A 13,410-nucleotide genomic window follows, 5' to 3' on the forward strand; every position below is an offset into this window, starting at 1 on the left:
GCTCGTTCCCATCGCGACGTGGCCGATTCACGCGCCGGAGCGCGGGAGTGGCCGGATGCCGGAGCGCCTGCCGTCCGGCGGGCGGCGACCGCGTTGTCAGTGCCGGCGGTTACGGTTCGTGCATGGCTGCCCGTACGAAGTCCGCCAAGGAGCGTCCGTCCTACCGCTGCACCGAGTGCGGCTGGCAGACGGCCAAGTGGCTCGGTCGCTGCCCCGAGTGCCAGGCCTGGGGGACGATCGAGGAGTACGGCGTGCCCGCCGTGCGTACGACGGCACCCGGCCGCGTCACCACCTCCGCCGTGCCCATCGGCCAGGTCGACGGCCGCCAGGCCACCGCCCGCTCCACCGGCGTGCCCGAGCTGGACCGGGTGCTGGGCGGCGGCCTCGTGCCCGGCGCGGTGGTGCTCCTCGCGGGCGAACCCGGCGTCGGCAAGTCCACGCTGCTGCTGGACGTGGCGGCCAAGTCGGCGAGCGACGAGCACCGCACGCTCTATGTGACCGGCGAGGAGTCCGCCAGCCAGGTCCGGCTGCGCGCCGACCGCATCGGCGCGATCGACGACCACCTGTATCTCGCCGCCGAGACCGACCTGTCCTCGGTCCTCGGGCATCTGGACGCGGTGAAGCCGTCTCTGCTGATCCTCGACTCCGTGCAGACGGTGGCCTCCCCGGAGATCGACGGCGCCCCCGGCGGCATGGCCCAGGTGCGCGAGGTGGCCGGGGCGCTGATCCGGGTCTCCAAGGAGCGCGGGATGTCCACCCTCCTGGTGGGACATGTCACCAAGGACGGCGCGATCGCCGGGCCGCGCCTGCTGGAGCACCTCGTGGACGTGGTCCTGAGCTTCGAGGGCGACCGGCACGCCCGCCTCAGGCTCGTACGGGGCGTCAAGAACCGCTACGGCGCCACCGACGAGGTCGGCTGCTTCGAGCTGCACGACGAGGGCATCACGGGCCTCGCCGACCCGAGCGGACTTTTCCTGACACGTCGTGCCGAACCGGTCCCCGGCACCTGTCTCACCGTCACCCTCGAGGGCCGCCGTCCCCTGGTGGCCGAGGTCCAGGCGCTCACCGTCGACTCGCAGATCCCCTCGCCGCGGCGCACCACCTCGGGTCTGGAGACCTCCCGCGTCTCGATGATGCTCGCCGTCCTGGAGCAGCGGGGCCGGATCAGCGCGCTCGGCAAGCGGGACATCTACTCCGCGACGGTCGGTGGGGTAAAGCTTTCGGAACCCGCCGCGGACCTGGCCGTCGCCCTCGCCCTGGCGTCGGCGGCCAGCGACACCCCGCTGCCCAAGAACCTCGTCGCGATCGGCGAAGTGGGCCTCGCGGGCGAGGTCAGACGGGTCACGGGCGTTCAGCGCAGGCTCTCCGAGGCACACCGTCTGGGCTTCACCCACGCACTCGTACCGAGCGATCCCGGCAAGATCCCGGCCGGTATGAAGGTCCTGGAAGTGGCGGACATAGGGGACGCCCTGAGAGTCCTTCCGCGCTCGCGTCGGCGAGAGGCCCCCCGGGACGCGGAAGACCGCCGGTAGACTTTGCCCTGGTCTCGCCCGTCCGTACGAACCGAATGTGCGACACGGGAGCGCCCAAGACCCCGCGACCGGAGGAGAGCAGTGGCAGCCAACGACCGGGCAGCAGCTCCCGGAAAGTCCGGTGGGAGTGCCGGTTCCGATGGCCTGATGCGCGCCTCCCTGAGCGCTGTGGCCCCCGGTACCCCCCTGCGCGACGGCCTCGAGCGGGTGCTGCGCGGCAACACCGGCGGACTCATCGTGCTCGGCTTCGACAAGACGGTGGAGACGATGTGCACGGGCGGTTTCGTCCTGGACGTCGAGTTCGCGGCCACGCGTCTGCGTGAGCTGTGCAAGCTGGACGGCGGCATCGTGCTCTCGTCCGACCTGTCGAAGATCCTGCGGGCGGGCGTGCAGTTCGTGCCCGACGCGACGATCCCGACGGAGGAGACGGGCACCCGGCACCGCACCGCGGACCGGGTGAGCAAGCAGGTCGGCTTCCCGGTCGTCTCGGTCTCCCAGTCGATGCGCCTCATCGCCCTGTACGTCGACGGCCAGCGCCGCGTCCTGGAGGACTCGGCGGCGATCCTGTCCCGCGCGAACCAGGCGCTCGCGACCCTGGAGCGCTACAAGCTGCGCCTGGACGAGGTCGCGGGCACGCTCTCCGCGCTGGAGATCGAGGACCTGGTGACGGTCCGGGACGTCTCGGCCGTGGCGCAGCGCCTGGAGATGGTCCGCCGTATCGCCACGGAGATCGCCGAGTACGTGGTCGAACTCGGCACGGACGGACGCCTCCTCGCCCTCCAGCTGGACGAGCTGATCGCGGGCGTGGAGCCGGAGCGCGAACTGGTGGTCCGGGACTACGTCCCCGAACCCACCGCGAAGCGTTCCCGCACGGTCGACGAGGCGCTGCACGAACTGGACGCGCTGACCCACGCCGAGCTCCTCGAACTGCCCACCGTGGCCCGCGCCCTGGGCTACACCGGCTCCCCCGAGGCGATCGACTCGGGCGTGTCTCCCCGGGGTTTCCGTCTCCTGGCCAAGGTCCCCCGCCTGCCGGGCGCGATCATCGACCGCCTGGTGGAACACTTCGGCGGCCTCCAGAAGCTGCTGGCCGCCAGCGTCGACGACCTGCAGACGGTCGACGGAGTGGGCGAGGCAAGGGCAAGGAGCGTCAGGGAGGGCCTGTCCAGGCTGGCGGAGAGCTCGATCCTGGAACGGTACGTGTAGGGGCTGTCAGGCGCGCGGGGAACCGCGCGGCAGACCGCGACCACGCCGCAGACGACGAACTGCCGTCCGCGGCACCGCCTTGGTCGCTCAGTCGTCTTGGTCGCTCAGTCGTTCTCCAGCACGAACGAAACGTGAGCCGTGCCGTACCCGGGCGCCTTGACCTCCACCAGGTACGTCCCCGCGCCCGCGGACCCCGCGGGGGGCGTCGCACACTGCGGAGCACTCGGCTTGCGGTCCCACTTCACGGTGTACGTGATGCTGCTCCCGGCCGGAGCCCGGTAGACCAGGTTCCCCGGGGTCCTGGGACAGTCGGCGGACGACCAGTAGGTGTCGTCCGAGTCGGCCTGAGCGATCGTCAACACCGCGTTCTTGGGCCCGAGATCGACCTTGCAGTCACTGCCCGAGGAGTTCGTCGCGGTCAGCAGCAACGTGGGTGTCTGCCCGGGGTCGTAGGCGTTGCGCAGACTCCGCACGCTCAACTTCACGGCAGCCGCGGTGCAGTTGGGCAGCGAGGAGCCGGCCGGAAGGGTGTCGCCCTGTCCGATCCCGGTGCCCGTGCCCCCGCTCCCGGCACTGCCCGCGCTGCCGGACCCGGCCGCCCCGGCGGAGCCACCCGTACCGGCCCCACCGCCGGCTCCCGCGCCGGCACCGGAGCCGGAGCCCGATCCCGAACCGCCGCCGGTGTCCCCACCGGTCGTCGACTCGTCGCGGCCGCCCGGGGCTTGGCTGATCGCCGGCCCGGAACCGGAGGGTCCGGGGGTGATCGTCGAGGGGGAGGGCTCCTTGTCGTTGGGCCCGTCCGCGCCGTTCTTGCCGCCTCCGCCGCCGGAGCTGACGATCCATGCGATCAGCAGTGCCAGCACGGCGAGGACGGACAGCATGACGGCCCTCCGTCGCCAGTAGATGGAGGAGGGAAGCGGCCCGACCGGATTGCGCAGAGATCCCACGGCGCAAACTGTACGAGAGATCGGCGAGTTCGCTGCCCTCACCCGCCGCCGGGCGGCACAACTTTTCAGGATCATCATTCCGCAAACTGACACGTGACGACCGCGGGGTGTGACCGTATCGGCCCACTGCCTACGGTCCGTGACCACGGACTTCGAGTCCGCCGGAATCCACCGGGACATCACCGGCTTCGCAGATGACACCCGCACGTCGGTACAACACGATGTCGGGATATGGACGGAGCCGGACTCCTGCTCTTCGGCGCACTGTTCGCCGACACCGCCCGCATGTTCGCGATCGCGTGCCTTGCACCTCTGGCCACGACTACCTCCCGATTCCCCCGCCCGCGCCACGAGTTGCTCCCGCTGCCTCCGGCCGGAGGCAGCGGGCCGGGCTCGTCCGGACCTGTCCGCGCAGCCATGGCCGTTCGTGGCGACACGTTGACCGACCGGCGCACGGTCCGGCTCCCGCCCGCAGGGCCGGTCACGGCTCTGGCGCCCCCAGCACCGTCCTTTCGCTGCCGGGTCCGCTCCGACGCCCGAACTGCCCGGTCCTCGCCGGAGCGGCGCATCCGTCGGTCCGCCGTGAGTGGGAGCAGCGTGAGGGCCGTCCGCAGGGCTCGGTCCTTGCCGGCGCGGGCGCATTCCATCCGGCCGTCCGGTCGAGCCGCTGGACCGGGTCGCCCCCGGCATGGCGGTACCCCCGCACGGGGCCCCGGCCATGGCAGGATCGGAAGGCCATGACTGCGCCCACGAAGCCCCAGCCCCAGCCCCCGCACAGCAGCCCCGCCGACGGCACCGCCGACGCTCCGCGCGGAGCGGGCCTGCACTCCCCCGTCATCGACTGGTTCGACGAGCACGCCCGGGATCTGCCGTGGCGGCGGCCCGAGGCCGGGCCGTGGGGGGTGATGGTCAGCGAGTTCATGCTCCAGCAGACGCCCGTGAGCCGGGTGCTCCCGGTCTACGAGCACTGGCTCGCACGGTGGCCGCGGCCCGCCGATCTGGCCGCGGAGGCGCCCGGTGAGGCCGTGCGCGCCTGGGGCCGGCTCGGCTATCCGCGCCGGGCGCTGCGGCTGCACGGCGCCGCGGTCGCCATAACGGAACGGCACGGCGGTGACGTACCGACGGACCATGCCCAACTGCTCGCCCTGCCCGGCATCGGCGAGTACACGGCGGCCGCCGTCGCCTCCTTCGCGTACGGGCAGCGGCACGCCGTGCTGGACACCAACGTGCGGCGGGTGTTCGCGCGGGCGGTGACCGGCGTGCGGTACCCGCCGAACGCCACCACCGCCGCCGAGCGCAGGCTCGCCCGCGCGCTGCTGCCGGAGGACGAGAGCGTCGCCGCGCGCTGGGCCGCCGCCTCCATGGAGCTGGGCGCACTGGTGTGCACGGCCAAGAACGAGGCCTGTGTGCGCTGCCCGATCGCCGCCCAGTGCGCCTGGCGGCTCGCGGGCAAGCCCGAGCACGACGGACCTCCGCGGCGCGGGCAGACGTACGCCGGTACCGACCGCCAGGTCCGCGGCAAGCTGCTCGCCGTGCTGCGGGAGGCCCACGCGCCCGTGCCCCAGGCGGTGCTCGACCGGGTGTGGCACGAGCCGGTGCAGCGGGCGCGGGCGCTGGACGGTCTGGTCGCGGACGGTCTCGTCGAACCCCTCCCGGGTGGTTTGTATCGGCTGCCGTTGACATAGCCGACACGAAGCAAACCGGCAAATCACCCTGAACCGGCGCAAATAGCCGCGCCGGTATACCCCTTTTCGGCTTCCGTTACACAACCGACGGACAGCCGAGTGCCAGCCGCGTGCTGCTTCGCACAGCCCCGTGACAACAGCTCCGTAGCTTCGTTGCCATGCCGCACACCAGGCGGCAGCACACGCGATGAGAACCGGCAGTGACTGCCGGAACGGGGATCAGGAGGCGGTCGACATGGCGCAGGGCGAGGTGCTCGAGTTCGAGGAGTACGTCCGCACCCGGCAGGACGCGCTGCTGCGCAGCGCACGCCGTCTGGTCCCGGACCCGGTCGACGCGCAGGACCTGCTGCAGACGGCGCTCGTGCGGACGTACGGCCGCTGGGAGACCATCGAGGACAAGCGGCTCGCGGACGCCTACCTGCGCCGGGTGATGATCAACACCCGCACGGAGTGGTGGCGGGCGCGCAAGCTCGAGGAGGTCCCGACCGAGCAGCTCCCGGACGCCTCGGTCGACGACTCCACCGAGCAGCACGCGGACCGCGCCCTGCTGATGGACGTCATGAAGGTGCTCGCCCCCAAGCAGCGCAGCGTCGTGGTGCTGCGACACTGGGAGCAGATGTCCACGGAGGAGACGGCCGCCGCCCTCGGCATGTCGGCCGGTACGGTCAAGAGCACGCTGCACCGGGCGCTCGCCCGGCTCCGCGAGGAGCTGGAGGCCCGCGACCTGGACGCACGCGCGCTGGAGCGTGAGGAGCGGGAGCGTTGCGCGGCGGCCTGACCGAGCCCGGGCCCACCCGGCCGGACCTCGCTCCGGTCCGGGGGATCTTCCAGGCGGCAAGCACGGCGGTGGTCGTGCTGGCCGCCCTCGCCCTTTTCGTCTCCGCCTGCGCCACCGGCGGCACCGGCACCCGTGACGAGGGTCCGGCGCATGCGGTCGCGGCGGACGGCGGCTCCCCCTCAGCCCTGCCCTCCGCCGTACGGTCCGCCCTGGCCTCCCCGCGTCTGGACCGGAAGGGGGCGGTGGCTCTCCTCAGGTCGGACCCGAAGGTCTCCGAGGCGGTCAAGCGCGATCTTGAGCCCTGCGGCACCGACCAGTACCCGGTCGACCTGTTCTACGGCGACCTGACCGGCGGCGCGGCCGACGACGTCGTCGTCAACGTCGTGAGCTGTGCCGAACTGGTGGGCGTCGGCTCGTACGTGTATCGCGAGGAAGACGGTTCGTACCAGAATATCTTCCAGACCGAGGAACCTCCCGTCTACGCCGAGATCGACCGCGGCGACCTGGTGGTGACCAAGCAGGTGTACGAGAAGGGCGACCCGGTTTCGGACCCGTCCGGCGAGAACGTGATCACGTACCGCTGGGCCTCGGGGAGGTTCGCCGCGGTGTACCGGACGCACAGCGACTACGGCAACGTCGGCACGGAACCGACTCCGGTGCCCGACAGCTGACGTACGGCATCGTCCGCCGGCGTACGGCGTGAACCGGTCGGGCCGCCCGAAACGATCCCCCAGTGACAGCAACGACCCCCAAAAGTGAGAGCACCCGGATGGCAGACCAGACCCATGTGCTGTTCGTCGAGGACGACGACGTCATCCGCGAGGCCACCCAACTCGCCCTGGAGCGGGACGGCTTCGCGGTCACCGCCATGCCCGACGGCCTGTCGGGGCTGGAGGCGTTCCGGGCGGACCGCCCCGACATCGCCCTGCTGGACGTCATGGTCCCGGGCCTGGACGGGGTCAGCCTGTGCCGCCGTATCCGCGACGAGTCCACCGTGCCGGTGATCATGCTGTCGGCGCGCGCCGACTCCATCGACGTGGTGCTCGGTCTGGAGGCCGGCGCCGACGACTACGTGACCAAGCCCTTCGACGGGGCCGTCCTGGTCGCCCGGATCCGTGCGGTGCTGCGCCGCTTCGGGCACGCGGGCGGGGCCGACCGGGGCGAGGCAGGCGAGGACGCGGGCGCCGGCGGGGTGCTGACCTTCGGCGAACTGGAGATCGACACCGAGGGCATGGAGGTACGCAGGGCCGGGCAGACGGTGGGGCTCACCCCGACCGAGATGCGGCTGCTGCTCGAGTTCTCCTCCGCGCCGGGTACGGTCCTGTCCCGCGACAAACTGCTGGAGCGGGTGTGGGACTACGGCTGGGGCGGTGACACCCGGGTCGTCGACGTCCATGTGCAGCGGCTGCGGACGAAGATCGGCCAGGACCGGATCGAGACGGTCCGGGGCTTCGGTTACAAGTTGAAGGCCTGAGCAGGGGGGGCCTGGGGTGATGCGGGGGATCCTTCGGGGCCCGGTGACGGAGCGCTTGGTGGTGCGGACGGGCCTGAGGTGGAAGCTCAGCGCGGCCATCGCGCTGGTCGGCGCGCTCGTGGCGATCGCGCTCAGCCTGGTCGTGCACAACGCGGCGCGCGTCTCGATGCTGGACAACGCACGCGACCTCGCGGACGAGCGGATCCAGATCGCCCAGCGCAACTTCGAGCTGACGGGCAAGCCGAACTTCCCCAGCATCGCGGTCGACGACCGCCATCTGCCGCCCGCGCTGCGCGAGAAGGTCGAGGAGGGACGCCGGGCCACCTACGTCTCCGACCGCCCGGACCGGGGCCCGGACATCTGGGCGGCCGTCCCGGTCAAGGGCGGCCATGTGCTGTCCCTGCACACCGGGTTCACCGACCGCAGCACCGACATCCTCAACGACCTCGACCAGGCCCTGGTGATCGGCTCCATCGCGGTGGTCCTCGGCGGCAGCGCGCTCGGCGTGCTCATCGGGGGGCAGTTGTCGCGGCGGCTGCGGAAGGCGGCGACCGCGGCCAACCAGATGGCCAAGGGCGAGACGGACGTCCGGGTGCGGGACGCGATCGGCGGGGTCGTACGGGACGAGACCGACGACCTCGCGAGCGCCGTGGACGCCATGGCGGACGCGCTCCAGCAGCGGCTGGAGGCCGAGCGCCGGGTCACCGCGGACATCGCGCACGAGCTGCGGACACCGGTGACGGGCCTGCTGACAGCGGCCGAACTGCTGCCTCCGGGCCGGCCCACGGAACTGGTCCTGGACCGGGCGAAGGCCATGCGCACCCTCGTCGAGGACGTCCTGGAGGTGGCCCGCCTCGACGGCGCCAACGAGCGGGCCGAACTCCAGGACATCCTGCTCGGCGAGTTCGTCACCCGGCGGGTGGCGGTCAAGGACCCGGAGATCGAGGTCCGCGTGGTCCACGAGTCGGAGGTCACGACCGATCCGCGCCGCCTGGAGCGGGTCCTGTTCAACCTCCTCGCCAACGCCGCCCGGCACGGCAAGCCGCCCGTCCAGGTCACCGTCGAGGGCCGCGTCATCCGCGTCCGCGACCACGGCCCCGGCTTTCCCGAGGACCTCCTCGCCGACGGCCCCAGCCGCTTCCGCACGGGCAGCGCGGACCGCGCGGGCCACGGGCACGGGCTGGGGCTGACGATCGCGGCGGGTCAGGCCCGCGTGCTGGGGGCGCGGCTGACCTTCCGCAACGTCCGCCCGGCCGGAACGCCGGAAGGGGTGCCCGCGGAGGGGGCGGTGGCGGTGCTGTGGCTGCCGGAGCATGCGCCCACGGCTACGGGGAGCTATCCGATGCTGCCGTGACCGCGACCCTGCGCGCGGATCAGGTGCGCCTCCGTCAGGTGGTCGCCACCATCAGCTCCTCTCCCCGGGACGGTCGTACGCCGTCCGTCCGCTCCCCGAAGTACCGCCGGTCCAGCTCCTCCACCGGCACGTGCCGGGCCCCGTCGAAGCCGGACTCGCGGGCCAGGGTCAGGATCTCGGCGGGCCGGAAGAAGCTCAGGAACGGTGTGCCCGCCGCCCGCGCTCCCGCTACGGCCACCTCCAGCTGCGGGCGCTGCCCCGGTTCCACGTCCTCCAGCGGCCGGATGAACGTCGTCACGAACGTGGACCCCGGGGCCAGCCCGGCGACCAGGCGGAACGTGGTCGCGTTCGCCTCCCGGGTGAGGTACATGGTGACCCCCGTGGAGGCCACTACGGCGGGGCGGCCGGGATCGAACCCCGCCTCGGCCAGCCGCCCCCACCAGTCCCCCTCGAAGTCGACCGGCACGAGCCGCAGCCACTCGGGGACGCCGAACCCGAGGTCGTCGAGCCGCCGCCGCTTCCATGCCTGCGGGCCGGGCCGGTCGACCTCGAAGACCCGCAGTCCGGCGGCTTCCGCGAACTCCGGCCGACGCTGGGCGAAGGTGTCGAGACCGGCGCCGAGGACGACGTACTGATCCACCCCCCGCCCGGCCGCTTCGACCACCACGTCCTCGGCGAACCGGGCCCGGGCCACGATCGACGCACGGGTGCGGCGCGTGGCGTCCACGTGCATGTCGGGGCGGTCGCGCCACCCGTCGTCGGGGGCCGCGAGCCGCAGCCCGATCTCGTCGTCCAGCACATGCGGCGGCGGATCCGCGCGGACGTGCAGGGCCCGCCAGAGGGCGACCCGCACGGCGGTGTGGTCGGCCTCGACCACGTCCTTCGTCACGCCCAGTCCTTGGAGAAGTCCAGCTCCTCGCTGCGCTGGGTCAGCGAGTACCAGTTGCCGTTGTCGTCGCGGAAGATCGCCTCGATGCCGTACGGCCGCTCCTGCGGCTCCTGGAGGAACTCCACCCCGCGTGCCCGGAACGTCTCGTAGTCACCGCGGCAGTCGTCGGTCCGGAACGCTCCCGCGCCCATCACGCCCTTGCCGACGAGCTTCTTCAGCGCCTCGGCGGACTCGGGGTCGAGGCCCGGGCCGTCGAGGCTCATCAGGGTGAGCTCGACACCCTCCTGCTGCTTGGCGCCGACGGTGACCCATGTCATCTCGCCCATCGAGACCTCGCTGCGCACCTCGAAGCCCAGCTTCTCGGTGAAGAATGCCTTGGTGCGTCGCTGGTCGAAGGTCCATACGGTGACGATGCCCAGTCCCTGGATCATGGCTCTGCTCTCCTGTCGTCCGGGGGTTCCTCCCCGTCACCGTAGGCAGCGGCGGGGCCGGGCCGCTTCTTCGAAGTTGCGGTCCTGTCCGGGCCTCTCCCGGTGGGGAAGCCGCCGGCCCAGAGCATGGCGTAGCAGCCGGGGATCAGGGCGGCGCCGCGGCCCACGTGCCGGGTGCGGTACTCGCTCGGGGTGAGACCGGTCCGCGCCTTGAAGCGGGCGGAGAAGGTGCCGAGGCTGCTGAATCCGACCAGGTGGCAGATCTCGGTGACGCTCAGGTCGGCCCCTCGCAGCATCTCCTCGGCCCGCTCGATCCGCCGGTGCGTGAGGTACTGCCCGGGCGTCTCGCCGTACGCCTCCTTGAAGGCCCGCAGGAAGTGATACCGCGAGTACCCGGCATGCGCGGCGACGGCGCCGAGGTCCAGCTCCGGGTCGGCCCAGTCCCGGTCCATGGCGTCCTTGGCGAGCCGGATCTGCCGCACTTTGTCCATGGGCCGATGGTGGCATGCGGCACTGACATCGACCCCGCCTGTGGACATGGAGAAGGCCCCCGGGGCGGACACCGTCCGGGGGCCTTCGGTTCCTTGGGTCTTTCGGGTCTTTCGGTCTTTCGGTTCAGGAGAGGTGGCTCAGACCTCGACCAGCGGAGCCGGCGCCGCGTCGTCCGCCGACTTCTGCGGTCCCGCTCCCTTCAGCGGCACCTCCTTGACGAACACCGCCGCCACCAGCGCGATCACGGCGACGATCGAGCCGAGCAGGAACGCCGAGTGCGTGCCCGCGGAGACCGCGTACTGGTACGCCTCGCGCACCGAGACCGGCAGCTTCTGCAGGCTCTTCCAGTCCAGCGACGCGGACTGCTCGGTCACCTTGGCCCCCAGCGCGCCACCCCGCTCGGCCATGACGTCCTGGACCCGGTGGTTGAACAGCGCGCCCATGATGGCCACGCCGAAGGAGGAGCCGAGCGTACGGAACAGGGTCGTGGAGGAGGACGCGACGCCCATGTCCTTCATCTCGACGCTGTTCTGTGCGACCAGCATGGTGATCTGCATGAGGCAGCCCATGCCGAACCCGACGACGGCCATGAAGACGCCGGAGGTGAAGCGGGAGGTCCCCGTGTCCATCGTCGACAGCAGGTACAGGCCGATCACCATCAGGACGCTGCCGACGACCGGGAAGACGTAGTACCGCCCGCTGTTGGTGGTGATCCGGCCCGCGACCATCGAGGTCACCAGCATCGCGCCGAGCATCGGCAGCAGCAGGAGCCCGGAGTTGGTCGCGGAGGCGCCCTGCACGGACTGCTGGTAGAGCGGCAGGAAGAGGGTGGCGCCGAACATCACGAAGCCGGTGATGAAGCCGATGATCGACATCAGCGTGAAGTTGCGGCTGCGGAAGATGTGCAGCGGTACGACCGGCTCGGCCGCCTTGGTCTGCCAGAACACGAACCCGACGAGCGCGGCGACACCGATGCCGATGAGCTCCATGATCCGCGCGGAGGTCCAGGCGTACTCCGTGCCGCCCCAGGTGGTCACCAGCACGATGGAGGTGATGCCGACGGTCAGCAGGGCTGCGCCCAGGTAGTCGATACGGGCTTGCGCGCGCTTCTTCGGCAGGTGCAGCACCACGCTGATCAGGCCGAGGGACACGACACCGAGCGGCAGGTTGATGTAGAAGGACCAGCGCCAGCCCCAGTTGTCGGTGATGGTGCCGCCGACCAGCGGGCCGCCGATCATCGCCAGCGCCATGACGCCGGCCATCATGCCCTGGTACTTGCCGCGCTCCCGCGGCGGGATCAGGTCACCGATGATCGCCATGACGCCGACCATCAGACCGCCGGCGCCGAGGCCCTGCACGGCCCGGAAACCGATGAGCTGCCCCATGTCCTGGGCCATGCCGCTGAGCGCGGAGCCGACCAGGAAGAGCACGATCGAGCTCATGAAGACGCCCTTGCGGCCGTACATGTCGCCGAGCTTGCCCCAGAGCGGGGTGGCGGCCGCGGTGGCCAGGGTGTAGGCCGTCACGACCCACGAAAGGTGCTCGAGTCCGCCGAGCTCTCCGACGATCGTCGGCATCGCGGTGCCCACGATCATGTTGTCGAGCATCGCGAGCATCATGGTGATCATCAGCGCGAGCAGAACGACCCGTACGCTGCGCTGTTTCTTGTCCGGTTCGGTCTCGACCGTCTGTGTGTCCGCCATCGTTCCCACTCCCCTGAGGTCCTGCGGTACTGCCCCCGCCGGGGTACTTACTTGCCGCCCGGCTAGTTGTCTACACTGGGGAAGGTAGACGCGTAACTAGCCGGGCGTCAAGTAAGTTTTATGGAAAGCCGAGGAGCACGAGGATGGGCGGCACCATGGACGTCACGAAGCAGCAGCGCCGCGGCAACACGCGCCAGCGCATCCAGGACGTGGCCCTCGAACTCTTCGCGGAGCAGGGGTACGAGAAGACGTCCCTGCGGGAGATCGCGGAGCACCTGGATGTCACCAAGGCGGCGCTGTACTACCACTTCAAGACCAAGGAAGAGATCCTCGTCAGCATCTTCGACGACCTGACGCAGCCGATCCTCGACCTCATCGAGTGGGGCCGGAAGCAGCCGCACACGCTGGAGACCAAGCAGGAGATCGTACGGCGCTACAGCGAGACGCTGGCCGGGGCGACACCGCTGTTCCGCTTCATGCAGGAGAACCAGGCGGCGGTCCGCGAACTGCGCGTCGGCGAGACCTTCAAGGAGCGCATGCAGGGGCTGCGCGAGATCATCGTCGACCCCGAGGCGGACCTGACCGACCAGGTCCGCTGCGTCAGCGCGATCTTCACCCTGCACGCGGGGATGTTCTTCCTCCAGGACATCACCGGCGACCAGGAGTCCAAGCGCAAGGCGGTCCTGGAGGTCGCCACAGACCTGGTCACCCAGGCCCACCGGGGTGGCGGGAACGGTTAGGGCTGCGACTCCGGGGGCGGGGCGAGGGGGCCGGCGCCCGCGGTCCGGCCGGCGCCGGGTGCGGGCGTCCCCGGGTCGACCGGGGCAGCGCGAGGAACCGACGTCTGCGGTCCGGCGAGGCGTGCTTGGTGCGGGCATCTCCAGGCCAGGCGAAGCGGCGCGAGGGACTGGCGCCGGCG

At 71.3% G+C, this 13,410-nt stretch carries 13 protein-coding genes; 8 read left to right on the forward strand and 5 right to left on the reverse strand.

Annotated elements, in window-relative coordinates; translation table 11 throughout:
• The first annotated feature begins 122 nt into the window (after positions 1-122).
• Both radA and disA read left to right on the forward strand, forming a co-directional pair.
• Complete coding sequence (gene radA, locus ABZT06_RS47720) at positions 123-1,532, forward strand: DNA repair protein RadA (protein WP_355755556.1); 1,410 nt, start codon at positions 123-125, stop codon at positions 1,530-1,532.
• A gap of 81 nt (positions 1,533-1,613) precedes the next feature.
• A complete protein-coding gene (disA, locus tag ABZT06_RS47725; RefSeq protein WP_355755558.1) occupies positions 1,614-2,738 on the forward strand; it encodes a DNA integrity scanning diadenylate cyclase DisA in 1,125 nt (374 codons plus the stop codon).
• Between the two features lie 104 nt (positions 2,739-2,842).
• Here disA and ABZT06_RS47730 read toward each other — a convergent pair whose 3' ends face one another.
• A complete protein-coding gene (locus ABZT06_RS47730; RefSeq protein WP_355755561.1) occupies positions 2,843-3,685 on the reverse strand; it encodes a hypothetical protein in 843 nt (280 codons plus the stop codon).
• A gap of 737 nt (positions 3,686-4,422) precedes the next feature.
• Here ABZT06_RS47730 and ABZT06_RS47735 point away from each other — a divergent pair.
• From ABZT06_RS47735 to cseC, 5 genes are all read left to right on the forward strand, one after another.
• Positions 4,423-5,370 (forward strand): A/G-specific adenine glycosylase, encoded by a 948-nt coding sequence (locus ABZT06_RS47735; protein ID WP_355755563.1) that lies wholly within the window; start codon positions 4,423-4,425, stop codon positions 5,368-5,370.
• Between the two features lie 235 nt (positions 5,371-5,605).
• Complete coding sequence (locus ABZT06_RS47740; RefSeq protein WP_020122536.1) at positions 5,606-6,148, forward strand: SigE family RNA polymerase sigma factor; 543 nt, start codon at positions 5,606-5,608, stop codon at positions 6,146-6,148.
• The gene (locus tag ABZT06_RS47745; RefSeq protein ID WP_355755566.1) at positions 6,133-6,819 is read left to right on the forward strand and encodes a hypothetical protein; all 687 of its coding nucleotides are present in this window, start codon (positions 6,133-6,135) and stop codon (positions 6,817-6,819) included. The genes ABZT06_RS47740 and ABZT06_RS47745 overlap by 16 nt, the downstream gene beginning before the upstream one ends.
• A gap of 98 nt (positions 6,820-6,917) precedes the next feature.
• Positions 6,918-7,622 (forward strand): two-component system response regulator CseB, encoded by a 705-nt coding sequence (gene cseB, locus ABZT06_RS47750; protein ID WP_355755568.1) that lies wholly within the window; start codon positions 6,918-6,920, stop codon positions 7,620-7,622.
• Between the two features lie 19 nt (positions 7,623-7,641).
• Positions 7,642-8,976 (forward strand): two-component system sensor histidine kinase CseC, encoded by a 1,335-nt coding sequence (gene cseC / locus ABZT06_RS47755; protein WP_355755570.1) that lies wholly within the window; start codon positions 7,642-7,644, stop codon positions 8,974-8,976.
• 34 nt (positions 8,977-9,010) lie between these two features.
• On the opposite strand, the gene ABZT06_RS47760 is transcribed toward cseC, so the two are convergent.
• The 4 genes from ABZT06_RS47760 to ABZT06_RS47775 form a co-directional block, all read right to left on the reverse strand.
• A complete protein-coding gene (locus ABZT06_RS47760) occupies positions 9,011-9,871 on the reverse strand; it encodes a class I SAM-dependent methyltransferase (protein ID WP_355755580.1) in 861 nt (286 codons plus the stop codon).
• The gene (locus ABZT06_RS47765; RefSeq protein ID WP_355755571.1) at positions 9,862-10,296 is read right to left on the reverse strand and encodes a VOC family protein; all 435 of its coding nucleotides are present in this window, start codon (positions 10,294-10,296) and stop codon (positions 9,862-9,864) included. The genes ABZT06_RS47760 and ABZT06_RS47765 overlap by 10 nt, the downstream gene beginning before the upstream one ends.
• The gene (locus tag ABZT06_RS47770) at positions 10,293-10,787 is read right to left on the reverse strand and encodes a helix-turn-helix transcriptional regulator (protein WP_355755574.1); all 495 of its coding nucleotides are present in this window, start codon (positions 10,785-10,787) and stop codon (positions 10,293-10,295) included. The genes ABZT06_RS47765 and ABZT06_RS47770 overlap by 4 nt, the downstream gene beginning before the upstream one ends.
• 138 nt (positions 10,788-10,925) lie before the next feature.
• Positions 10,926-12,491 carry an MDR family MFS transporter gene (locus ABZT06_RS47775; protein WP_355755576.1) on the reverse strand — a complete coding sequence of 522 codons (1,566 nt, stop codon included), beginning with the start codon at positions 12,489-12,491 and terminating at the stop codon, positions 10,926-10,928.
• A 143-nt stretch (positions 12,492-12,634) separates the two neighbouring features.
• Here ABZT06_RS47775 and ABZT06_RS47780 point away from each other — a divergent pair, with 143 nt between their 5' ends.
• Entirely contained in the window at positions 12,635-13,231 is a 597-nt protein-coding gene (locus ABZT06_RS47780) for a TetR/AcrR family transcriptional regulator (protein WP_355755578.1), read from the forward strand.
• Positions 13,232-13,410: the final 179 nt, after the last annotated feature.

This window comes from Streptomyces sp. NPDC005483, from assembly GCF_040606035.1.
Lineage (GTDB): Bacteria > Actinomycetota > Actinomycetes > Streptomycetales > Streptomycetaceae > Streptomyces.